Origin of the sequence: Sphingomonas sp. CFBP 13733, assembly GCF_014841795.1 — a bacterium.
Taxonomy (GTDB): Bacteria; Pseudomonadota; Alphaproteobacteria; order Sphingomonadales; family Sphingomonadaceae; genus Sphingomonas; species Sphingomonas aerolata.
Window position 1 is genome coordinate 808,455 of sequence record NZ_JACYUP010000002.1, and the last position, 23,312, is coordinate 831,766.

Here is a 23,312-nt window from a genome sequence, read left to right on the forward strand (position 1 = left end):
TCTGAACCGGGCATGGTCCGCGGGCGTTTGCGGACCATGCGCTCCTCCTGTGGGTTGCCCCGATGACCGATGTCTCCCGTCGTACACTGCTCGGTGCAGGCGCCACCGGTGCCGCGCTGTCCGCGTTTCCCGCGGCGATCGCGCGCGCCGCGGCGATCGCGCCCGATGTGAAGACGGGCTCGATCATGGATGTCGAGCATGTCGTCATCCTGATGCAGGAAAATCGCGGTTTCGATCATTATTTCGGCACGTTGCGCGGCGTCCGCGGCTTTGCCGACCGGTTGCCGATCCCCGTGCCGGCAACAGCTGCGGGAGGGGCGGCGGTGCCGGTCTGGTATCAGCGCGACCGGACGGCACCGGGCGGCGCGCGGACCGTGCTGCCCTTCCATCTCGCCACCCGCACCAATTTCGAGTTGATGCGGATGGAGGGTACGCCGCACAGCTGGCCCGATGCGCAGCGCGGCTGGGACGAGGGGCGGATGGCGCACTGGCCCGAGGCGAAGAGCCAGCGGGCGATGGGCCATTACCGGCGCGAGGACCTGCCGTTCCAGTTCGCACTCGCCGAGGCATTCACGCTGTGCGACGCCTATCACTGTTCGGTGCAGACGGGGACCAACACGAACCGGCTGTTCCTGTGGAGCGGCACCAACGATCCCGGCGGCACGCTGGGCGGTCCGGCGATCGGCAATTCGCATGACAATTTCCCGCAGGATGGCGGCGATCCCGACCCCTATCGCTGGACCACGATCGTCGAGCGGTTGCAGGCCAAGGGGGTCGACTGGCGCATCTATCAGGACATGGCCGACAATTTCACCGACAACCCGCTGGTCGGGTTCGCCACCTTCCGCGCGGCGCATCATGCGGCTGGCGATGCGGATCTGCGCGACCGCGCGCTGACGACGCGCGGGCTCGACGCGCTGCGTGCCGACGTGCTGGCCGGGCGACTGCCGCAGGTTTCGTATGTCATCGCCACCGCCAAGGGATCCGAGCATCCCGGCCCGTCGAGCCCGGCACAGGGTGCGGCCTATACCGCCGAGCTGCTCGACGCGCTCACCGCTGATCCGAAGATCTGGGCGCGGACCGCCTTGTTCGTCATGTTCGACGAGAATGACGGCTTTTTCGATCATGTCCCGCCGCCCGCGCCGCCGTCGCGCGCTGCCGACGGCACGCTGCTCGGCGGATCGACGGTCGACCTGACCGGCAGCTATCACCGCAATCCGAGCAAGGGCGACGCGGCGCTCGACCTCCCCGCCTATCGCGGCCGCGCCTATGGCCTGGGGCCGCGCGTGCCGATGTACGTCGTCTCGCCCTGGAGCCGGGGCGGGTGGGTCAATTCGCAGGTGTTCGACCACAGCTCGGTGATCCGCTTCCTCGAACAGCGGTTCGATGTCCACGAGCCCAACATCACGCCGTGGCGCCGCGCGGTCTGCGGCGACCTGACCTCAGCGTTCGACTTCACCGCCGCCGACGTCGCGCCCTTCGTGGCGTTGCCCGATCCGCGCGCCGATGCCGCGCGCGCCGCGGCGATCCCGCGGCAGGTCAGCCCGCAGGCACCACCGGGCGAGTCACTCCCGTGGCAGGAGCCCGGCATCCGCCGCTCCCGCCCGCTACCCTATGCGCTGCGCATCGGCGAGACGATCACGGGTGACGCGATCCGGCTGCACTTCGCGGCCGACGGCACGCAGGCCGCGGTCTTCCACGTCTATGACCGCCGGGGCCTGGACCAGCCGCCCCGCCGCTTCACGGTCGAGCCCGGGCGCACGCTCGACGGGCAATGGGGATTCGACGCGGACGGTCGCTATGATCTCTGGGTGCTCGGCCCCAACGGATTCCATCGGCATTTCACGGGGCATCGTGACGATGCCGCGTTGGTATCGCAGCTCGTCTGGCGCACGACACCGACAGAGCTGGCATTAGTGCTCCCCGCCGGACACCGCGCGCACGGGCTGGTCGCGCAGGTCGAACGCGTCGGGGCGGCGGCGCTGACGACCGGGCTGGTCGACACGCGCTACCGCTGGCCGCTCCGCAACAGCCATGGCTGGTACGACGTCACGATCACGGCGGCGTCGGCGCCGACCTATCGCCGCCGTGTCTCGGGGCGGGTCGACGCGCCCGGACGGATGACGTGCAGCGATCCGTTCGTCACCGCGGCTCAGAACGCCGGCAGCACCGCGCCCGCATAACGGTCCGCGATGAAGCGCCGCGTCTCGGGGCTTCGCAACGCGGCGATCAACTTGACGACGCGGGGATCCTTGTCACCACCGGGCAGGCCGACGACGAAATTGACATAGGGACTGTTCTTGTCCTCGATCGCGAGCGCGTCGCGCACCGGGTTGAGCTTCGCATCGAGAGCATAGTTGGTGTTGATCAGCGCCAGATCGACCTCGCCGAGCGTGCGGGGCAGGGTGGCGCCCTCCAGCTCCTTGAACTTGAGGTTCTTGGGGTTGGTCGCGATGTCGTTGAGGCTCGACAGCGGGTTGGTCGGGTTCTTCAGCGTGATCAGCCCGGCCTTTTGCAACAGCAGCAGCGCGCGGCCGCCATTGCTCGGCTCGTTCGGGATCGCGACGGTCGCGCCGTTCGGGACCTGCGCGATCGTCTTCCACTTGCGCGAATAGGCGCCCAGCGGCTCGACATGGACACCCGCATAGGGAACCAGATGCGTGCCGCGCGAAGCATTGAACTCGTCGAGATAGGGCTTGGTCTCGAAATAACTAACGTCGATCTGCTTCTGCTCGACCTGAAGGTTGGGCTGCACATAATCGTTGAAGACGCGGATCTTGAGGTCGACGCCCTGCTTGGCGAGCGCGGGCTTGATCGATTCGAGGATCTCGGCATGCGGCACCGCGGTCGCGGCGACGGTCAGCGCCGTGCCGTCATCCGTCTTGGCGCCACCGCATGCGGCGAGCGCGAGCAGCGAGAGCGAGGCGAGCAGGGTGCGGCGGTTCATGGCATTTCCTAGCGGCGGGTAAAGTGGCGGGCGAGCGCGTCGCCGGCATATTGGATGATCTGGACGAGGACGACCAGCAGGACGACGGTGACGACCATCACGTCGGTCTGGAAGCGCTGATAGCCGAAGCGGATCGCGAGATCGCCGAGCCCGCCCGCGCCGACCACGCCGGCCATCGCGGTGAACGAGACGAGCGCGACCGCGGTGACGGTGGCGCCCGAGATCAGCCCCGGCATCGCCTCGGGGATCAGCGCGCGCGTCACGATCTGGCGGGTCGTCGCGCCCATTGCCTGCACCGCCTCGATCGTCGTCCGGTCGATCTCCTTCAGCGATCCCTCGACAAGGCGTGCGTAGAAGGGCGCGGCCCCCACCACCAGCGGCGGGATCGCGCCCGCGACGCCCAGCGACGTGCCGACCAGCAGGACGGTCAGCGGGATCATCACGATCAGCAGGATGATGAACGGCACCGAGCGCAGGATGTTGACGGCGATCCCGAGCGCGCCATTGGCAAGCCGGTTCTCGATCAGCCGCCCCTTGCCGGTCAGATACAGCAGCACGCCGAGCGGCAGGCCGAGCAGGATCGTCAGCACCAGCGACCCGCCGAGCATGATGAGCGTGTCGAGGCACGCCTGGCCGATATCGGACCAGTCTATGTTCGAAAAGAACGTCATGCGGCGAGGGCCGCCAGCATGCGCCGGGTCGCCGGATGCGCGGCGTTGGCGAAGATATCGGTGACGCTGCCGGTCTCGACGACCTGGCCCCGTTCCAGCACCGCGACGCGGTCGCAGACGTAGCGGACGACGTCCATCTCGTGCGTGATCAGGACGATCGTTAGGCCGAGGTCGCGGTTGAGGTCACGCAGCAGCGTCAGCACCGAGCGCGTGGTTTCGGGGTCGAGCGCGCTCGTCGCCTCATCGCACAGCAGGATGTCGGGGTCGGTGGCGAGCGCGCGGGCGATGCCGACGCGCTGCTTCTGCCCGCCCGACAGCTGGGCGGGGTATTTGGCGGCGTGATCCGACAAGCCGACCCGGTCGAGCAAGGCGGCGACCTTGCTCTCGCGCGTCGCTTTCGCGACGCCCGCGAGCACCAGCGGGAAGGCGACGTTCGCCGCGACCGTGCGCGAGGAGAGCAGCCCGAAATTCTGGAAGATCATGCCGATCCGCCGCCGGAGTGCGCGCAGCTCCGCCGCCGACAGGCCTGCGACGTCGATCCCGTCGACCTCGACGCGCCCGGACGTCGGCCGTTCGAGCGCATTGATCAGCCGGATCAGCGTCGACTTGCCCGCGCCCGACTGACCGATCACCCCGAACACGCCGCGCGCCGGGATCTCCAGCGACACGCCGTCGAGTGCGGCCGCATCGCTGGCCCGGTAAGTTTTGGAAACGTCGCGCAGGCGGATCATGCGGACCCCATCACCTGCACCGCGAACCGCTCCATTTCCTCGGCCTGCGGGCTCATCTGGAGCAGCAGCAGGTCGAGCCCGGCGGCTTCATATTCTGCGATCCGCTCCTTCAGCTGTTCGGGGGTGCCGACCAGATTCGGGCGCAGCCCGCGGTTGGAGACCGAATATTCCTGGATCTTCAGCTCGCGTTCGAGCTGCGTGCCCGACAGCCACTGGTCGAAATTGGCATAGCCCGCGGGCAGTTCGGTGACGCTGGTGATGCGCTCGAGCTCGCGCTTCGCCTCGGCCTCGCTGTCACGGACGATCGCATAGGCGGCCATGCCGTACTGCATCGGCGTACCGCCCGCGGCTTCGCGTCGTGCTGCCATGTCGGCGATCTTCGGCGCGATCGCCGCGGCGGGGTCGCCGTGCATGACATAGGCGTCGCACTTGGCCGCGATCATGGCCTTGGCCTTCTCGCTCTCGCCGCCGGCATAGACCGTCGGGCGCTTGACGGGCTTGGGCGAACAGATCGCCTGCTCGGTAGTGTAGAACTGCCCGGCAAAGTCGAACCGGTCCTGCGTCCACAACCCGTCGACCACGGTCAGCCATTCGTCGGTCCGCGCATAGCGATCGTCATGCTGGTCGAACTGCAGGCCATATTGCTTCGCCTCGTCCGCCCACCAGGACGACACGACGTTGAGCGCGAGCCGCCCGCCCGAGATCCGGTCGATATTGGCGGCCGCCTTGGCGAACAGCGCGGGGTGGTGGAAATTGGGGCGCACCGCGACCATCAGCTCGATGCTGTCGGTCACCGCCGCCAGCGCCGCCGCGGTCGACCACGCATCGAGCGCGGGCTGTTCTACGCCCTTGATGTCGTTAAGGTTCAGCTCGGCGATCAGCGTCAGATCATAGCCCCAGCGCTCCGCATTCTGCGTCAGCGCCTTGGTATAGGCCCAGCTCGCCTCCATCCCCTCGTCGGGGACATTGCGAAGCCAGCCGCCGAAAACCGGAGTCCAATAGCCATAGCGCATCAACGATTCTTCCCAATCTGTTCGATCAGGTAATCGACGAGCCGGTCATGCGGATCCCAGCCGAGGACGTCGAGCGGCCTGGCGACGAAGTTCGACAGCGCGTTGATGTCGTAGAAGCGCGCGACGCCGTCGCGGTCGTCGATCATCACCTCGACCCCGCCGACATCGAGATCGACCGCGCGCGCGATCGCCTCGGCGGCATCCTTCAGCACCTGCGACGGCTCGACCGCGGCCATCTTGATCCCCGAGCCGGGGACGACGCACGCATCCGCAGGGCAGAGATCGAACGCGCCGCCGCCCGCGACGTCGATCGCATAGAGGAACTTGCGGTCGAGCGTCTCGATCCGGGTGATCGCGCCACCCCGGACGGGGACATATTCCTGCACCAGCAACACGCCGTCGACGCTGCTCGGCAGGCCGCTATCGGCGACCGCGGTGCGCAGTTCGTCGAGACTGTCGAAGCGAATGATCCCCGCGCCCGAACCGCCGATATTGGCCTTCACGACCAGCGGGAAGCGCAGCGTCTGCGCCGCGGCGACGACGTCGGCGGCGCGGTGGACGACGCGCGTCTCGGGGATTGCGAGCCCAAGCGACGCGATCAGCGACAATTGCCGTGCCTTGGAGGCGTCGATCGCGAGCACGTCGGCGCCGTTGATCACGCGCGCACCGGTGCGGCGCCAGTGATCGAGCATCGCCATCGTGTCGAAGATCGGATGCTCGTCGCTGCGCAGGAAGCTCGACATCGCGATGCGGTTGAACACGACGCGCGCCGGCGCAGTCTGGTCCGCGGGGTTCCAGAACCCGTCCGGCGTGGCGCGCGAGAAATCGACGCCGCGCGCGTCGAGCGCTGCGAACAGCGGCACGAACCAGGCGGGATGTTCGTAAAGGACGGCGAGATCGGTCATGAAGCCTCGGATGAATTGAGCGCTCCCTCTGCCACGCCGATGCGCGGACCGCCATCGATAGCGGCTTTGGCCCGATCAAGCCTGGGTTTAGCGAACGGCGCCGGCGCCGACCGTCGCTTCAATCAATCCGCGGGATCGACCTGCGCGATCTCGACGCAGCACGCTTTGCCACCTTGCGTCGGACTTGCCGCCTCGACCTTCTCCTATCCCGATGCGCTCACCCAGCCGTTCGGCGAGTGGATCCGCGACCGGTTCCGGTCGCGCAGGGCGCCGCTGGTCTGCGGCGCGCTCAGTCGATCGCGGCGGGTCGGCGGAGGCGCCGCGAAGGGCGGGATCCGGGCGCGAAGGCATCGCCCGGCACCCGGTGCTCGAGCAGCGGGAGCAGCGCGATCAGCCTTGCCTCATCCTCGGTCGGGGTGGCGGTGCGCGTCGTCGGCGCCGGAGCGGCGATCGATCCGCGCTCGACGAAATGACTGCCCCAGCGATCGGCCAGCGCCAGCACCCGGTCGATGAACGGGCCCGGGGCACAGGCGACGACCGACGGGAAGGGCAGGCGCGTTGTCGGCCCTGGCCGCGCCGCCGCCGCGATCGCCTCCTGACCGAAACCGACCGACAGCGGCGACAGCAGCACCGCGCCCTCGATCGCCTGCAGATAGCTGCGCGGCGACAATTGCGCCCACCACGCGACCGCCAGACAGGCGACCCCCTGCGCCAGGATCACCGCCGGCTCCTCGCGCCGGGCAAATGCCGCATCGAGCTGCAACGCCCAGCGACCGCTCTGAAATTTCGCGAGATCCAGTTCGATCGTCGGGATCGCGGCGTCGGGGACCGGATCGCCCCGGATCACGACGATCACGGCATGCTGGGTATCGATCGAAGCCTTGTCCCTGACGGCCATAGCGGATCACCTCGGATAGACCTGCAGCAGCGCGCGACCATCGATCTCCGACTCGCAGTCTCGCGCTACGGTTACGAAGCGTAATCCGGCCCGGACGATAGGCAATAGTCTTGCGGCATCCCATGCCGCCGATGCGCCGGATCGCGTCCCGACGCCCCGCTCCGCAGCGTGACCGCGCTGCCTTCAAGCATTCTGCCCTGCCTGCTTTCGTAAGCCGCCCTATTCCCGACATATAATACCGCTCCACTCGATGTCGCCCGCTGCGTGAGAGTGTGACGATGATCGATCCCCCCGCCATCCCGATCCGCCGTTCGTGAGGGTTCACGCGCCGGTCCGCCTGTACCCGTCGATGCTCGTCTGCCTCGGGGGCGGCGTGGTCTGTCCCGCGGCCGGATCGACGCAGGCGATCCCCGTGCCGGCATCGGCGTCGGGCGACGACATCGTCATCACGGGCCAGCGGAGCGCGGGCAGCGCGGTCGGGGCGATCGATCCGACCGCGACCCTCGATCAGGCCGGGATCCAGTCGCTGGGTGCGACCGATCTCAAGACGCTGCTCGAACGCCTGAAACCACTGACGACGTCGGCGAGCGGCGGCGATCCGGTCTATCTGCTCAACGGTCGACGCATGTCGAGCATGAACGAACTCTACAGCCTGCCGCAGGAGGCGATGGAGAAGATCGAGGTCCTGCCCGAGTCCGAGGCCGCACGCTTCGGGTTTCCGGCCACCGTCCGGGTGATGAACTTCATCACCAAGAAGCGGTTTCGCGCGGTCACCTACCAGCAGGCCACGGGGGTCACGACCGAAGGCGGGGGCGAGACAAGCTATGCCGAGGTGACCGCCGCGCGGATCGACGGGCCGCGCCGCGCGACGCTGACGCTGTCGCATCTTCGGCTCAACCCGATCCTGCAGAGCGAACGCGCGATCCTGCCCGATCCGGACACGCTCTATGCGCTTGGCGGCACCGTTACGGGAATAGGCGGGGCCAGTATCGATCCCGCGCTCGATGCGCTCGTCGGGGCCCCGGTCACGATCGCCGCGGTGCCGGACGACCCGGCGGGGCGCGACACTCTGGCGGGCTATGCCGCCGGCGCCGGCGCACCCGCGGTCACCGATATCGGGCGTTATCGCTCTCTCCAGCAGCGCAGCGACAGGATTTCGGTCGACGGAACGCTCGCGGCGCCGATCGGGCGGACGATGAGCGGATCGCTCAACCTGTCGATGGAGGCGCAGCGTAACATCGGCGTGAACGGCCTGGCGCCCGCGCTGTTGAGTGTGCCGGGAGGACGCGGCGCGCTGCCCTTTGCGGATGATGTCGTGCTTTATCGCTACCTGCCCGATGCGGTGCTCCGGCAGCGGAGCACCAGCCTGACGCTGCATGGATCGGGCATGGTCCAGGGCAGTATCCGGCGCTGGGGGTGGAACGTCACGACCAGCTATGACCGGGTGCAGGGGGTGGCGCGGTCCGAACGCGGCGTGCCGATCGACGATCTGCAGGCCGCGATCGATGCGGGGGGCGATCCGTTGGCGCGCGTGAGTCCCGAGGCGGCGGCGCTTCGGCTGGCCGATCGCAGCCGGACCGTTACCGGCACATTGCTGACAAAGGCGGTCGCAAACGGCCCGCTGGTCCGGTTGCCGGCCGGCGACGCGCAGATCACGCTCTCGGGGGATTATGCCCGGTCGAGCAGTTCGGGCAGCCTGCCGGGCTTGCGCGACACGACGCTCGATCTGACGCGCACCACCGGGGGGGCCAGCGTCAACGCGGATCTGCCGATCGCCTCTGCCAATCAGGACGTTCTCGCGTTTCTCGGACAGCTGTCGGTCAACGGCATGATCGGCGTCTCGGACGTGTCCGATTACGGCCGGCTGCTCAGTTCCAACTACGGCCTGACATGGTCGCCGGTGCGGCCGGTCCAGCTGATCGCCTCGGTCAATGCCGCGCAGACCCCGCCGGCAATCGCACTGCTGACCAACCCGACGGTGACCACCCCGAACACGCCGTTTTTCGATTTCACCACCGGCACCAGCGTGCTCGTCACGACGATCGCCGGCGGGAATCCCGCGCTCGACCCGGAACGCCGGCGGCTCGTCACGCTGGGTGTCGCCGTGTCGCCGATCAAGGCCCGCGATCTGCGGCTCACGCTCAATTACCTCCAGACGCGCATCGACAATCAGACTGCGACGCTGGGCAGCGCCACCCAGGCCTTCCAGACCGCATTTGCCGGGGCGTTCCAGCGTGATGCAACAGGACAGCTCGTCAGCGCCGATCTGCGGCCGGTCAACATCGCCCGCGAACGCGAAACGAAGGTGCAGGCGACGATCAGCCTGTCGACGCCGATCGGGCGTGCGCCTGCGCCGCTGACGCCGCCCGTCGGCATCGCCGCGAAGGATGTGCCACCGCCGGCGCCACCCCGGCCCCGGCCGCACCTCAACATGTCGATGACCACGACGTGGCGGCTCGACGATCGCCTGTTGTTGCGGAGCGGGGGGCCGGCACTCGATCTCCTCGATGGCGACACGCTGACCGGCACCGGCGGACGACCGCGCTGGGAAACCGAGCTGAACCTCAGCGGATCGCTCGGGGCTGCGAGCATCGGCGTGTACGGCCGTCTTCAGGGGCCGACCCGGATCCGCAGCGACCTGGCGGCGTCGGATCTGCGCTTTTCAGGCCGTACCTGGCTGGTGCCCTATAGCTCGCTCAAGGTCGACCAGATCGTCAAACGTCCCTGGGCAAGCAACATGACGCTGCAGCTGACGGTCGAAAACCTGCTCAACGACCGTATCGCGGTTCGCGATCGGCTCGGGCGGACGCCGAACCGGTTCCAGGCGGCGTATATCGATCCGGTCGGCCGGTCCGTCAGGCTGGGCCTGCGCAAGCTCTTCTGACACCGCCCGGTACGGCGGAGGATATCGATCTCCGGAGCGCCCTGATCAGGCCGCGAGCGCGCTGATCGTCGCGCGGTTGCGGCCGTCGCGCTTGGATTGATACAGCGCCATGTCCGCCGCCTGGATCAGCGTCGCGCCCTCCCGGTCCATGATGTCCGTCCAGGTCGCGATGCCGAACGACATGCTGGTCGATCCCAGCGCGCGGTTGCCGTGGCGGACGGCGATCTCGGAGATCGCCTGCCGGACGATATCGACACGCTTGGCCAGCGCCTCGGCGGTCGTGCCCGGCGCGATGATGGTGAACTCCTCGCCGCCGAAGCGACAGACGACATCGCCGTCGCGGAACCGGCTGCGCATCTCGGCCGCGACCTGCTGGAGCACCGCGTCCCCCGCGTCGTGACCGAACTCGTCGTTGAACCGCTTGAAGTGATCGACGTCGCACATGACCAGGCTGAGCGGATTGCCCGACCGCGAGGCGCGGGCGATCTCCAGCTTGAGCGCCTCCTCCATGTAGCGGCGATTGAACAGGCTGGTCAGCGGATCGCGGATCGTCTGTTCGCGCAGCGACCGCTGCAGGCGATGGTTGACCAGCGCCGAGGCAATGTTCTCGGTCAGCACGTTCATCCGAAAGCGGTTCTCGGCCTCGATCCGGCCGCGCAGATAGAGCACGCCGATGACCTCGCCGCCCGCGAGCAGCGGTTCGCAGTGATAGACCTCGCCCTCGGCGACATGCGCGCAGACGATGTCGCGGCGCGGATCCACGACCGAATGGCTCTGGCCACGGCGCAGTGCCCAGCACCGCTCCGGCGCGAAGCCGTCGTCCGGCACGACGATGTCTCCCCAGCTGGCGACCGGGACCAGGCAGTTGCGCGAGTTGTTGTGCGCGTACAGCGCGCCGGGAATATCGGGCAGGACCTGCGGTACGAACACCCGGATGATCTGGGCCAGCTCGTCGTCGGTGCGCGCGGCCTGCATGCGATGCGCCATGCCGCCAAGCAGCTCGATCACGTCGCCGCGTTCGCGCAGCGTCTTGGTATTGCGCTCGAGCTCGGCGTTGACGACCTGCAGCTGGCGCTCGCTCGTGCCCCGATCGGAAACCGCGCCCTCCAGCCGGTCGGCCATCGCATTATAGCCGATCGCGAGGCGGTTGAATTCGCGCGATCCCATCGCGGTATCGATCCGCGTCTGCTCGTCCCCGCTGCCGAGCGCGGTCATCGCGCGCAACATGGTTTCCAGCGGGCGGCGGATACCTTGCACCAGCAAGGTAAAGCCGCCGATGACGATCAGCGCGACGGCGATCGCGCCGAAGATGGCAAGCCGCTTGCCGCGGCGCAGGCGCTGCGCCGCCGCATCCTGCCGCGTGGTCTGCAACGCGCGTTCCTCTTCGAGAAAGGCCTCCCCGCGCACGCTGATCGCATCCATCAGGTCGCGACCACGGCCGCTGGCGATGATCGTGACCGCTCCCGCAAAATTGCCCCGGCGGGCAAGGTCGAGCGGCTGGCGCAGAAAGGCGGACCGCTCCTTCATCAGCAATGCCATTTCGCGCGCACGGGCATGCTGGCGCGGGTTGTCGCGGGTCTGGCCCGCAACCCGCGCGATGGTCCGGGCGGCGCTGTCCAGGCGCTTGGCGAAGGACCGGGCATAAGCCGGATCCCGCGTGATGACGAACCCGCGCTGGCCCGATTCGGCCTCGCGCAGATCGTTCAGCGCCGCCTCGGTCGTTTCGATGACCTGCGCGGAATGGGCGGCCCATTGGAAGCTCTGGCTGGCCTGGTACGAGGCGTCGGCGAGCAGCCCGGCCAGCGACCCCAGTGCCAGGACCACGATGAGGCCGATCGCGACGATCCGCGCAGTAAGCGATATGAACATTGCGCTATGTTAAACAACAAAGACTTAGCTTTTGGTTACTCGCCATCACACGCCGCGCCGGGCACGGTCTACTGCGTCAATACCCCGAGCTCCGCGATGGCCAGCCGCGTCTCGCCCTTGGCGGTCCGCGTGAAGGCGATCTCGATGTAGCGGCCACGGTGCGGCCGCGCGAAGGCGAGGCGTTGCGGCGCCTGGTTGGCGGCAATGTTCGAGAACTCGCCCTGCTCCTGCGGCGCGTCGGCCAGCCCCGGGTCGTCGCCGATGCGCACGCGCCAGGCGGCGGGGTCGCCGGCCCCCTGCGGCGCGTGCCAGCCGGGCTTCAGCACGAACCCGCGCAGCTCTACGCTGCGTCCGAGATCGATCGTCACCGAACACGGCTTGCCGTCCGCACCGGTCAGCGGCGCGACCCAGTCGGTGCGGTTCTTCTCGTCGATCAGCAGCTCGGCCAGCGGCGCGCTCGCCCGCAGGATTTTCCAGTCGCTCTTGCGGATGTCGAAAGTGCGGCGCCCCACGCTGCTGACCGCACCCTTGGCCGCGTGGATGCTGATCGCCTGGACGATCCCCGCATCGCGCATCGTAAACGGCGCCGTGTAGCGCGGCGATGCGATCGTCGGCGCGCTGCCGTCGGTGGTGTAGGCGATCGCCAGCCCGGGGGAATCGCTGGTCAGCGTGACCACGCCCTCGCGGTCGCGGACGATGTGCGGCGGATCGAGTAGCACGGGCGCGAGATACACGCCGAATTCGGTGATCGCCGGCGCCGCGGCGGCTGCGGTGATCCGCAGCCTGACCCGCCGCGCGGTGATCGGCGCGTCGAGCCGGATCAGCCGCTGCGATCCGATGCCCTGCTTGCTGGCGATTTCGGTCCAGCCGGTCGGGCCCTGCGCGTCGATCGCGAAACGGTCGACGCGCAACCCGAGCGGGAGATGCTCCGCCAGCCTGACGACGTCGAACAGCCGTGGCTGTTTCAGGTCGAGCGTCAGCGTCGGGACCGGCGCCCGATCGGCGCTGACCCAGAAGCTTTCGGGATTGCCGTCGAGCACATGCGATGCGTCATGCCCGGCGCGCACGCTGCTCGCAGAGGCGATCGCACCCTTGCTCAGGTCGGTGGCGTACATCGCGCGCATCGCCGTGCCGAACGCGGTCAGGTTCGCGACATCCTCGTCGGTCACCAGCCCGCGCGTATCCGGGGCCAGGTTGAGCAACAGCCCGGCGCTGCGCCCGACCGTCTCGAAATAGATCTTCATCAGATTGGCGGGGCTGCGGCTCTGCCCGTCCTCATAGGCGTGCCAGAACCAGCCATAGCGGGTCGAGACATCCGCCTCGGCCGGCCACCAGATCGCGCCGCCGCGAACGCCAGCATTGCCCTTTTCCTCGGTGAAGCCCTTGTCGTCCATCGTCGCCCAGCACGGGTCGCCGGCCTCGCCCTCCTCGTTGCCGACCCAGCGCAGGTCCGCGCCGACCGGATCGAAGGTGCAGGCCATCGGCTGCAGCGCGTGGACGAAGGCGATGATCGACGGCCAGTCATAATAGGGGACCGCGTCGATCTTCCGCACTTCGCGCGCACCACCATAATAGCCGTCGCCGCCGTTCGCGCCGTCGAAGAATACCTCGTAGATCGGTCCGTATTGCGTCAGCAGTTCGCGCAGCTGGTTGCGGAAGAAAGTGATGTATTCGGGCCGGCCATAGTCCGGATGGTTGCGATCCCAGGGCGACAGGTAGATCCCGAACTTCAGACCCTGCCGCCGGCATGCGGCGGCCAGTTCGCCGACGATGTCGCCCTTGCCGTTCTTGTAGGGGCTGCTCGCGATGCTGTGTTTCGTGAACTTGCTCGGCCACAGGCAGAAGCCGTCGTGGTGCTTGGCGGTGACGATCAGGCCGCGCAGGTTCGCCGCCTTTGCCGCGGCGACGATCTGGTCGGCATCGAACTGCTTGGGGTCGAAGATCGCGGGATCCTCGTCGCCATAGCCCCATTCGCGGTCGGTGAAGGTATTGATCGTGAAGTGGACGAACGCGGTCTGTTCCAGCCGGTGCCACGCCAGTTGCCGCTTCGACGGCGTGGCACCGAAGGGGACGAGCGCCGCACCGGTGGTCGCCGCGCCAATGGTCGTCGCGAACGTGCCGCCGGGAAAGGCCATCGCTGCGCCAAGCGTTCCGGCCGTGAAGGCGATTGCGTCGCGCCGCGATGGGCGCAGGGGATCGGTCATCGAATGTCCTTCAGCGTAAAGCGTACCGTGTCGACGCCGTAGAGCGGTCCACCGACCGGCGGCGCGACGATCAGGCACAGGTCCGTGTCGGTCGTGCCGCCCGCCAGCGGCGCGGTCAGCGTGAACCGGTTCGGCGTGGTCGCCGGATCGGGCAGCGGCACCATCGCCAGCGCGGGCCCGTCGCAGGTCCGCGCATGCACCATCAGCGTCCCGAAATATGTCGGGTTGTAGCGCCACGCGACCATCTGTCGCTGCGGCTGGCGCAGCGCGAAGTTGCGCGGCAGCCGACCGAGCGAGACCGTGATGCCCCGGACCTGTCCGAGCGGCGCGGCGCGGTACAGCCAGCAGCCGTCATAGATGTTCATGCTGTACGCCGGCCCGCCGCCCGTCGCATCCGGCGTCAGCGGCAGGCGCAGCCGGATCCCCGCGCCGGCACAGGTTTCGAGGCTTGCACTCGCCCGCGTCAACAGCGCGGCGGGTGCGGTATCGAAGCTGCGCACGGCGGCGAGCGCGCGGCCGTCGGGTGCGAACGTCACTGCGCGGACCACCGTGTCCGGCGCCACGCTCAGCGGTCGTGCATAGGCGCGCGAGGTCGATGACGGCGCCGCGCCGTCGGTCGTGTACCGGATCGTGCCATAGCCGGCTTGGTTCGCCATGCCGATCGTGACCGTCTTGCCGCGCACCGCCGGACCGACCCCGCCGACCACGGTGTAGTCGACCGCGAAGGCGCTGTCCGCGGCGGCGATCCCCTGCCGCTGATAGCGGTTGAGCTGGGGATCGAGCCGCGCGAGGAAGCCCGGCCAGTCGCGCGCGGCGCGCGGCGACCAGGCCATCTCCGCCAGCGCCGCGATGCGCGGAAACAGCGCATGTTCGCGCTGCGCGGGGGTGACCATATATTCGGCCCACAGATTGGCCTGCGGCCCCAGCACGTGATGCGCCTTTGCCGCGGCGATCCCGGCGGGCAGGGGGTCATAGGCATAGACGTCAGCGAGCGTCTGTACCGCCATGCGTCCCGGCGGCTCGTCGTCGCGCCCGCTTTGCAGATTGTCGAGATACAGGACCGGGCCCGGCGACAGCACGACGTCGTGCCCCATGTTCGCCGCCTCGATCGCGCCCGCCTCGCCGCGCCATGACATCACCGACGCGGTCGGTGGCAGCCCACCCTCGAGGATCTCGTCCCAGCCGATCAGGCGGCGCCCGCGCTTGGCGAGGTGCGCGCCGAGCTGACCGACGAACCAGCTCTGCAGGCCCTTTTCATCGGCGATGCCGAGCGTGCGCATCTTCGCCTGGACCGCGGCCGACGCCTGCCACTGCTCCTTCAGTGCCTCGTCACCGCCGATATGGATATAGGTCGACGGGAAGATCGCCATGACCTCGTCGAGCACCTGTTTGACGAACGTGATGGTTCGATCGTCGACGTTAAACAGATAGGGGTTGATGCCCCAGTCGCCCGACACCGGCGGCCGGTCCCCCGTCACGCCGATCTGCGGATAGGCGGCGACCGCTGCCTGTGCGTGGCCGGGCAGGTCGATCTCCGGCACGATCGTCACCGCGCGGGCCGCGGCATAGGCGACCAGCGCGCGCAGCTCGTCCTGCGTGTAGAAGCCGCCATAGCGGCCCGCCGGCGCGCCCGCGTTGGGCGTGGACGAGGCGCGCCAGGCGCCCATCCGCGTCAGCTCGGGATGACGCTTGATCTCGATCCGCCAGCCCTGGTCATCGGTCAGATGCAGTTGCAGGCGGTTCAGCTTGTGCTGCGCCATCATGTCGATGACGCGCTCGATCGATGCGATCGGCTGCATGTGGCGCGCGACGTCCAGCATCACCCCGCGCCACGCAAAGCGCGGGGCATCGTCGATCGCCACGACGGGGACTGCGACGCCCGTCCCGAACCGCGCATCGGGGGACAGCATCTGCGCCAGCGTCATCGCGCCATAGAACAGCCCGGCGTCGGTCGCCGCGGCGACGCGGATCCCCGCGGGCGTCACGTCGAGCCGGTATCGCTCGCTGCTCCCCCCATTTGCGGCGGGCAGCCGCACGAAACTGATCGCCCCTGGTCCGCGGTCGGCCACGTTCAGCGTGATGCCGCGCGTCCGGGCGACGATCTCGACCGCGCGCCGCGCCGCACTGGCAGCGCCCGTGTCGCCGGCAGGGACGAGGATCCGCGCACCATCGTCGATGCGGACGCTGCCCGTACCCGCTGTCGCGTGCGCGGGCAGCGGCAGCAGCGGGGAGGGGCCGGCAACCGCGGGCTGGCCGACCGGCAGGAGCGCCGCGGCAACGCACGGCGCGATGACGAGGGCCATGCGCCGGCGGACCGCCCCTTGGACCACGCGCATCAAAAGCGCGTCGTTGCCGAAATCGAGATCTGGCGTCCCAGTGTGTCGTAACGCTGGGGAATCGTGTTCCCGCGCGACAGCGCGTAATCATAGGTGTTCGTCAGGATCGGCTGCTGGCGGTCGAAGATGTTGTTGACCGCCGCGGTCAGCGTCATCCGCTTGGCGATGTTCACGCCCAGCGACAGATCGAAATAATGATAGGCGGGGATCCGCGTGAAGTCGGAGACCTCGGTCGCCGGCGTCGAGTTCGGGCCGCCATTCTGACCCGCGGTCGTGCCACCGATATAGCGCCACGCGACCGACGCGCTGAAGATCCCGTCGTCGCTCGAATAGGTGGTGCGGACATTATGGATCCAGCGCGGCGTCGGCTGCGGGCAGGATCCGCCGAAATAGCCGACGCAATTGGTCCGCGGCTGATCGGGCGCGGCCTGGCCGCCCTGGTCGGTGGTCAGCGTGCCGTTCATCAGGAAGTCGAGCTTGCCCGCCGTCCCGCCCAGCCGCGCCGAATATTGCGCCTGGAAATCATAGCCGCTCGCATAGAGCCGGTACGCATTCAGATTGCCGCCCTGGATATAGCCCGCCGTCGTGCCCGTGCCGTTCAGCTGATAGGTCGTCGGATCGCGCACCAGCCGGCTGCAATAATAGGGGTCGCCGGTGATCACGCAGCCATCGACCGCAAAGCTTGCACCCAGATAGCTGATCACGTTGTCGACGCGGATCTTGTACCGGTCGACCGAGAAGCTGAACCGCGGCAGGAACCGGGGCGTCAGCACCAGGCCATAGGTCAGCGTCTGCGCGTCCTCGGGATCGATCGGCGTGCCGTTGTTGCGCTGGCGGCAGACATCGTCGACGCAGCGCAGGCTGCCGGGAATACCCGCGGCCAGACCATTGCCATATTGCGCGTCGGGCAATCCGGTCAGGCGACACGCCTCGATGCTGGCCCTTGGTGCGACGCCGTTGACGCTGGCACAGGGGTCGACGATCGTTGCATTCTGATAGCCGACGACCTGATCGGCCTCCCTCAGGCCGGGCGCGCGCGCGGCCCGGTTCCGGCCGACGCGGAACGTGACGTCCTCGCTCGGCGAATAGACCGCCTCGATCTTCCATGTGTTGAAGGTCTGGGGATTGGTGCTGTATTTCGACAGGCGATAGCCGCCATTGACCTGCAGCAGTTTGAAGAACGGCACGTTCTGCACCAGCGGCAGCTGGGCTTCGGCATTGCCCTCGACGACGTCCTGCGTGGTCAGGCTGTCGGGTACGCCGCCATAGACTTCGATGAAGCGGGTGTTGCGCGTCGTCCGCTCTTCCTGCCGGCGATATTCCCCGCCGACCGCCACCGCCAGGCCCTGTTCGGCGAATGGCGACCGGATGCCGTAGCGCGTGAAATCCGCCGTCAGATTGGCGGTCACGTCATAGAATTTGGCGCGCAGGTCCTGCACGCCGAGCCCCTCGTCGAACAGATAGTCGCTGAGCGCGGCGCTGCCGGGATTGTTGGCGGTGAACACGTTGAGCGGTACGCAGGCGGGGTCGGTGCCGTTGACCACCGACCGGCACGTCGGCACGCCGTTCACGTTGACGACGTCGAGCGCGCGGCTGACCTTGGCGGCGACCGGGTTGCCGCCGGGCTCCCATAATTGCCGGCTGGTGCTGTAGACGCCGCCGACGTCATACCGCCAGCCCTCGGCGATCTCGCCGCGGACCGACGCGTTGATGCGCGTCTGCGTGTTCCTGAAGCTTTCCTTGTCGCGGTCGCCGGCCAGCCCCGGAAAACCGTACTGGACGCCGAGCGGCGCCGACGCGCCGGACCCGGCATTCGCGCCGCAGATCGTCTGCGCCTGCGATGCGGACATCAGCGGATTGTCGCAGTTCACCCGGTAGCTGCCCTGGACATAGGGGCCGTAGAGCAGGTTCTCCGATGTATCGCGAAGGTACATCACGCCCGCCGAAAACTCGGCCGCGGGCGACGCCTTGAAGTTGATGAAGCCGCCGCCGTTGAAGCGCTCATAACCACGCGCCGCGAGGCGGTCCGCCTGGTTCGCATAGCCCGGAATCGTCGATGCGGGCGCGAAGACGCCGGGGCTGCCGGTGACGTTCGAATAATTCACGCCGTTCGCCGTCAGCGTCCCGTTGGGCGACGCCGCGGTCACGCCGCAGATCAGATTGTTGACCCTGAGCGGGTTGCCCGTGTCGCGGCGCAGCTGACAGCCCGACGCGTCGCGATCGCGAAAGAAGATGCCGTCCGCGGTCCGGTAGGTGCCGTAGACCGAGACATTCAGCCGGTCGTCGAGGAAGTTGTGACCGTAGGTCGCGCTCAGATCCGCGCGGCCGCCATCGTTGGTCAGCCCCGTCGGCGTGGCGATCCCGTAGCGCTGGGCGACGGGTGTCGAGGCGTTGGCGCGGTTGTCGTGATTGTAGAAGCTGTAATTGCCCGACAGCTGCAACCCTTCGAAATCGCGTCGGATCACATAGTTCACGACGCCCGCGATCGCGTCCGACCCATAGACCGAGGATGCGCCGCCGGTCAGCAGGTCGATGCGCTCGACCAGCGATACCGGGATCAGGTTGGTATCGACGGATTCGGTCCCGGCGATCCGCTGGCCGTCGATCAGCGACAGCGTGCGGTTGAAATCCAGCCCGCGCAATTTGACGCCGCGCTGCTGGCCGTTGCTCTGCTGATAATTCTGCTGCGCATCGGGCTGCACCTGACCCAGCCGGTTCGTCACCTCCTCGAGATTGACCGCGCCCTGCGCCTTGATCTCCGCGGCACCGATGCTGGTGATCGGGCTCGCCGACTTCAGATTGGGCCGGGTGATGCGCGTGCCGGTGACCATGATGTCCGCCGGTGCCGGCGCTGGCGTTTCGGACGTGGGGTCGAGCGTGACGGGGGCGGACCCGGTGGGCGGGGCGGGGGCTGCGCTATCCTGCGCCGCCACCACGAACACGCCCTGCGTGGTCTGCGAGACCGCAAGGCCGGTGTCGCGCAACAGGCGCTGAAACGCGTCGGCGGCGGTCATCGACCCGGCCAGCGCGGTCGACCGGCGGGTGCCCACCCGCGCCTGATCGAACACGACCTGGACATGGGCCTGCTGCGCCAGCGTCTGCAGTGCCTGGGCCAGCGGCTGCGGCGCGACGTCGACGCGGACCATCGCCGACTGTGCAGCGAGCGGCGTCGCTGCCACCGCGGCGATTGCGACGACGCTGGTCCGCACCAACATCGATCCGAAAGAATGCCCAACCATGATCTCGCCCCCCTGTTATTACGCTAATATGACGGGCGACATTGCGAAACGCTCACCGACATTGATATTTTTATAATCTTTTTATCCAGATGGGTCGATCTGGTATTGTTTATGTCTGTTGTTGGTCTTTTCGGTGCGCTTAACGGAAGGCGCATTCGCACGGATGAGGACGGGGTTCACCCTCCCGATACTGTCCCGTCTGGCACATCGGTTGATCGTTAGCGTGCCACCCGATTTTCCGAATCCTGATGGCGTATCTAGCCCCTCGAAAGGCCAACCGCGCGCCGCAGCGGACTGAACATATCTAATCCATGTTATGTATCGACAACATGCTGCAAGCCGCTCACAAATAAGGTTAATTCCAGACAACTATCAGTTGCAGGGTACCAATATATTACCAAAAAAGCCTGAAAAGACGGATCAAAATATAAAAAGACATTTTATGAAACTTATGTTGCGCAGGGACATTGATCGACTTAAGCCGACCCCCGAAACGACATTGGGCCAGCAAGCGCCCCGGTTGATGTGGGGAGTATGTGATGCGCCAAGTGATCAATTTTGCAGTGCTGCGCTCGGTTCTGGCGGCATCGACGATGCTGGCGACACCGGCCTTTGCGCAGGACGTGCTGCAGGACGCGACGAAGCCGGTGCCCGCCGAGAGCCAGACCCCCGCGGCGCAGGCGGCCCCGACACCGGACGCCGCGCCCGCAACCGAAGCGGCTCCTGCGCCCGCCACCCCGCAGTCCGACATCGTCGTCACCGGCTCGCGGATCATCTCGTCGGGCTTCACCGCACCAACCCCGACCCAGGTGCTGAGCGCCGAGTCGATCGCCAAGAACGCGCAGCCCAACGTCTTCACGACCGTCGCGCAATTGCCCTCGCTCCAGGGCAGTACGGGCGCCACCGTCGGCGCCAACGGCACCTCGACCGGCGTGCAGGGGCTGAGCGCGCTCAGTCTTCGCGGCCTTCAACCGATCCGCACGCTCACCCTGATCGATGGCCAGCGGGTCGTCGGCGCGAACGTCACCGGCGTCGCCGATGTCAGCCTGTTCCCGCAATTGCTGATCGAACGGGTCGACGTCGTGACCGGGGGTGCCTCCGCCTCCTACGGCTCCGACGCGGTCGGCGGTGTGGTCAATTTCGTGACCAACACCCGCTTCACCGGCTTCAAGGCCAATCTTCAGTCGGGCATCAGCACCTACGGCGATGACGGCAACTACACGGTCCAAGCGGCGGTCGGAAAATCGCTGTTCAACGACCGGCTGCATCTCATCGGCAGCGGCGAATACAGTCACGAGGACGGGATCGGATCGGCCGGCTTCGGTGTCGGATCGGACCCCGACGGCAGCGGCCCGGGCGGGCGCAACTGGCTGGTCTCGCGCAACCTGATCAACCGCGGCATCACCAATGACGGCGGCCCGCAATATCTCGATCGCAGCTTCACCCAGGCCAACAACACCGCGCTCTACGGGCTGATCACCGCCGGCCCGCTTCAGGGCACCGCGTTCGACGTGAACGGCAATCCGCGGCAGTTCGAATATGGCTCGAACGGCGTGCCGCTGAAGGATGCGAACGGCAACGTGCTCGGCTGCTACAACGGCGTGTGCGAAGGCGGCGACCGGTCGGGCAACGTGACCAACGCCAATTCGCTCAAGTCGACGATCACGCGGCTCAGCGGCTATGGCCGGATCGGCTTCGACATCGATCCCGACAATGAACTCTACACCACCGTCAACGTCGCCCGGGTGACGACGGGCAATATTCCCAATGTCGGATCCGCGCAGTTCGGCAACCTGACGCTGCAATGCGCCAACCCCTATGTGCCCGCCTCGATCCAGGAGGCCTGCGCGGCGAACGGGATCACCCAGTTCCGCTACGGCGTCGACAACGCGATCTTCCCCGACTCGATCAGCGTCCGTACCGAGCGCGAGCAATATCGCTTCGTCGCCGGCGCGAAGGGCAAGATCCAGGCGTTCGGCGGCGACTGGCGCTATGACGCCTATTATCAGCACGGCACGGGCATCACCGACATCACCGTCCGCGATATCCCGCTGATGCCGCGCTACAATGCCGCGATCCAGGCGGTCCGCGCGCCCGATGGCAGCATCACCTGCGCCAATCCCGCCGCGGTCGCCAGCGGCTGCGTCCCGCTCAACATCATCGGCGGCCAGACGCCCAGCGCCGCGGCGCTCGCCTATATCCTTCCGGGCAACGGACCATATCAGCATACGCGCCAGACCCAGGACGTCGCGAGCTTCTCCGTCAGCGGCGAGCCGCTGCAACTGCCCGCCGGCGCGCTGTCGGTCGCGTTCGGCAGCGAATATCGGCATGAATTCTATCAGGTGAATGCCGATCCTTACGGCAACGGCGTCGTGACCAGCGGCGCGTACGATGCGCAATACCCCAGCGACCCGCTGCTGAACCCGCAGGGCGGCAACTGGTATGCGGGCAATTACCGCGACGGCCGCGGCGCCTATAGCGTCTATGAATCCTTCCTCGAGGTGAATGCCCCGCTGTTCAACTCGGACGGGGTCGGCAAGGCGAACCTCAATGCCGCCGGGCGCGCGACAAACTACAGCACGTCGGGGACGGTCTATACGTGGAAGGTCGGCGCGACCTGGGACACGCCGGTCGACGGCATCCGTTTCCGCGGCGTGACCTCGCGCGATATCCGCGCGCCCAATCTCAGCGAGCTCTTCGCCGCGCCGGTCACGAGCAATCGCACCGGCACGACCGATCCGTTCAATCCGGGTCGCACGCTCACCGTGCTGCAGACGACCACGGGGAACACCGCGCTGCGCCCCGAAGTCGCGCGCAATACCGAATTCGGCGTGATCCTGTCGCGTCCGTCCTGGGCGCCGCGGCTGAACATCTCGGTCGATTACTACCGCATCAAGATCAAGAGCGCGATCGCGGCGCTCGATGCGCAGACCCAGATCAACCTCTGCTTCGCCGGCGTGACCTTCACCTGCAACAGCTTCGACATCAGCGATCCGAACAACGCGTCGGTGACCGTCCAGCCGTTCAACTTCGCGTCGATCTTCACCGACGGCTTCGACATCGAGGCAAGCTACCAGGTCCCGTTGTCGGGCATCGGCCTGCCCGGCCAGGCGTCGCTGCGTGGTCTGGCGACGCATGTGAAGAACTTCGTCTCGGATCGCGGTCTGCCCAACACGATCCCCATTCAGGGTGCGGGCGTGAATCTGGGGCAGGGTGCGACGCCGAGCTGGAAGGTTCTCGCGGTCCAGGACTGGACGACCGACCTCTTCAGCATGACGCTGCAGGAGCGGTGGATCAGCGCGGGCGTGATCAGCAACGAATATATCGTCTGCCAGACCAACTGCCCGGTCTCGACGATCGATCACCCGACGATCGATCGCAATCACCTCGATAGCGCCTTCTACGTCGACATCAGCGCCTCGTACAAATTCACCGACGCGGTGCAGGGCTATGTCAAGGTGGACAACATGTTCAACAAGGACGCCGCCACCGTCCCCAGCGATATCACCAACCCCGGTCTCTACGACGTCGTCGGACGCGCGTTTCGGGTCGGCATGCGCGCGAACTTCTGATGACCCCGGCCCGGTATGCCGTTGAGCATGACCGGGTCGGTCA

Annotated in this window: 13 protein-coding genes; 3 read left to right on the plus strand and 10 right to left on the minus strand. The window is 67.4% G+C overall.

Translation table 11 applies throughout. The features are described 5' to 3' along the window. Positions 1-62 precede the first annotated feature (62 nt). Positions 63-2,183 (plus strand): phosphocholine-specific phospholipase C, encoded by a 2,121-nt coding sequence (locus tag IFT71_RS08030; protein WP_192140083.1) that lies wholly within the window; start codon positions 63-65, stop codon positions 2,181-2,183. Here IFT71_RS08030 and IFT71_RS08035 read toward each other — a convergent pair. The 6 genes from IFT71_RS08035 to IFT71_RS08060 all read right to left on the minus strand — a co-directional run bounded on the left by IFT71_RS08035 (position 2,153) and on the right by IFT71_RS08060 (position 7,165). Continuing rightward, complete coding sequence (locus tag IFT71_RS08035; RefSeq protein WP_056405600.1) at positions 2,153-2,947, minus strand: MetQ/NlpA family ABC transporter substrate-binding protein; 795 nt, start codon at positions 2,945-2,947, stop codon at positions 2,153-2,155. The two genes, IFT71_RS08030 and IFT71_RS08035, sit on opposite strands and share 31 nt — an antisense overlap. A gap of 8 nt (positions 2,948-2,955) precedes the next feature. Continuing rightward, positions 2,956-3,618 (minus strand): methionine ABC transporter permease, encoded by a 663-nt coding sequence (locus IFT71_RS08040; protein WP_192140086.1) that lies wholly within the window; start codon positions 3,616-3,618, stop codon positions 2,956-2,958. Beyond that, a complete protein-coding gene (locus tag IFT71_RS08045; RefSeq protein WP_192140088.1) occupies positions 3,615-4,349 on the minus strand; it encodes a methionine ABC transporter ATP-binding protein in 735 nt (244 codons plus the stop codon). Before IFT71_RS08045 ends, IFT71_RS08040 begins: the two co-directional genes overlap by 4 nt. Then, the gene (locus tag IFT71_RS08050; protein WP_192140090.1) at positions 4,346-5,362 is read right to left on the minus strand and encodes an LLM class flavin-dependent oxidoreductase; all 1,017 of its coding nucleotides are present in this window, start codon (positions 5,360-5,362) and stop codon (positions 4,346-4,348) included. Before IFT71_RS08050 ends, IFT71_RS08045 begins: the two co-directional genes overlap by 4 nt. Further along, positions 5,362-6,267: an ATP-grasp domain-containing protein gene (locus IFT71_RS08055; RefSeq protein WP_192140092.1), complete on the minus strand. Its 906-nt coding sequence runs from the start codon at positions 6,265-6,267 to the stop codon at positions 5,362-5,364. Before IFT71_RS08055 ends, IFT71_RS08050 begins: the two co-directional genes overlap by 1 nt. Before the next feature lie 289 nt (positions 6,268-6,556). Continuing rightward, complete coding sequence (locus IFT71_RS08060) at positions 6,557-7,165, minus strand: alpha/beta hydrolase (protein ID WP_192140098.1); 609 nt, start codon at positions 7,163-7,165, stop codon at positions 6,557-6,559. A gap of 313 nt (positions 7,166-7,478) precedes the next feature. On the opposite strand from IFT71_RS08060, the gene IFT71_RS08065 reads away from it, so the two are divergent. Further along, positions 7,479-10,049: a TonB-dependent receptor domain-containing protein gene (locus tag IFT71_RS08065; protein ID WP_197976052.1), complete on the plus strand. Its 2,571-nt coding sequence runs from the start codon at positions 7,479-7,481 to the stop codon at positions 10,047-10,049. A gap of 45 nt (positions 10,050-10,094) precedes the next feature. On the opposite strand, the gene IFT71_RS08070 is transcribed toward IFT71_RS08065, so the two are convergent. The 4 genes from IFT71_RS08070 to IFT71_RS08085 all read right to left on the minus strand — a co-directional run bounded on the left by IFT71_RS08070 (position 10,095) and on the right by IFT71_RS08085 (position 19,697). Continuing rightward, on the minus strand, positions 10,095-11,918 hold the full coding sequence (locus tag IFT71_RS08070; protein WP_031396208.1) for a diguanylate cyclase: 1,824 nt from the start codon (positions 11,916-11,918) through the stop codon (positions 10,095-10,097). Positions 11,919-11,986: 68 nt separating this feature from the next. Next, positions 11,987-14,122: an alpha-L-fucosidase gene (locus IFT71_RS08075; RefSeq protein ID WP_197976053.1), complete on the minus strand. Its 2,136-nt coding sequence runs from the start codon at positions 14,120-14,122 to the stop codon at positions 11,987-11,989. Continuing rightward, on the minus strand, positions 14,119-16,425 hold the full coding sequence (locus tag IFT71_RS08080) for a beta-N-acetylhexosaminidase (RefSeq protein ID WP_244654804.1): 2,307 nt from the start codon (positions 16,423-16,425) through the stop codon (positions 14,119-14,121). The genes IFT71_RS08075 and IFT71_RS08080 overlap by 4 nt, the downstream gene beginning before the upstream one ends. Positions 16,426-16,457: 32 nt before the next feature. Beyond that, on the minus strand, positions 16,458-19,697 hold the full coding sequence (locus IFT71_RS08085) for a TonB-dependent receptor (RefSeq protein ID WP_192140102.1): 3,240 nt from the start codon (positions 19,695-19,697) through the stop codon (positions 16,458-16,460). Between the two features lie 539 nt (positions 19,698-20,236). On the opposite strand from IFT71_RS08085, the gene IFT71_RS08090 reads away from it, so the two are divergent. Continuing rightward, entirely contained in the window at positions 20,237-23,269 is a 3,033-nt protein-coding gene (locus IFT71_RS08090) for a TonB-dependent receptor plug domain-containing protein (protein WP_197976054.1), read from the plus strand. Positions 23,270-23,312: the final 43 nt, after the last annotated feature.

What these genes read in the sequence shown, in the direction of transcription:
- IFT71_RS08030 (WP_192140083.1), top strand. Translation starts at nt 63, where the DNA reads ATGACCGATGTCTCCCGTCGTACACTGCTCGGTGCAGGCGCCACCGGT.
- IFT71_RS08070 (WP_031396208.1), bottom strand. Translation starts at nt 11,918, where the DNA reads ATGTTCATATCGCTTACTGCGCGGATCGTCGCGATCGGCCTCATCGTG.
- IFT71_RS08040 (WP_192140086.1), bottom strand. Translation starts at nt 3,618, where the DNA reads ATGACGTTCTTTTCGAACATAGACTGGTCCGATATCGGCCAGGCGTGC.
- IFT71_RS08080 (WP_244654804.1), bottom strand. Translation starts at nt 16,425, where the DNA reads ATGGCCCTCGTCATCGCGCCGTGCGTTGCCGCGGCGCTCCTGCCGGTC.
- IFT71_RS08090 (WP_197976054.1), top strand. Translation starts at nt 20,237, where the DNA reads ATGCGCCAAGTGATCAATTTTGCAGTGCTGCGCTCGGTTCTGGCGGCA.
- IFT71_RS08055 (WP_192140092.1), bottom strand. Translation starts at nt 6,267, where the DNA reads ATGACCGATCTCGCCGTCCTTTACGAACATCCCGCCTGGTTCGTGCCG.
- IFT71_RS08035 (WP_056405600.1), bottom strand. Translation starts at nt 2,947, where the DNA reads ATGAACCGCCGCACCCTGCTCGCCTCGCTCTCGCTGCTCGCGCTCGCC.
- IFT71_RS08050 (WP_192140090.1), bottom strand. Translation starts at nt 5,362, where the DNA reads ATGCGCTATGGCTATTGGACTCCGGTTTTCGGCGGCTGGCTTCGCAAT.
- IFT71_RS08085 (WP_192140102.1), bottom strand. Translation starts at nt 19,697, where the DNA reads ATGGTTGGGCATTCTTTCGGATCGATGTTGGTGCGGACCAGCGTCGTC.
- IFT71_RS08060 (WP_192140098.1), bottom strand. Translation starts at nt 7,165, where the DNA reads ATGGCCGTCAGGGACAAGGCTTCGATCGATACCCAGCATGCCGTGATC.
- IFT71_RS08045 (WP_192140088.1), bottom strand. Translation starts at nt 4,349, where the DNA reads ATGATCCGCCTGCGCGACGTTTCCAAAACTTACCGGGCCAGCGATGCG.
- IFT71_RS08075 (WP_197976053.1), bottom strand. Translation starts at nt 14,122, where the DNA reads ATGACCGATCCCCTGCGCCCATCGCGGCGCGACGCAATCGCCTTCACG.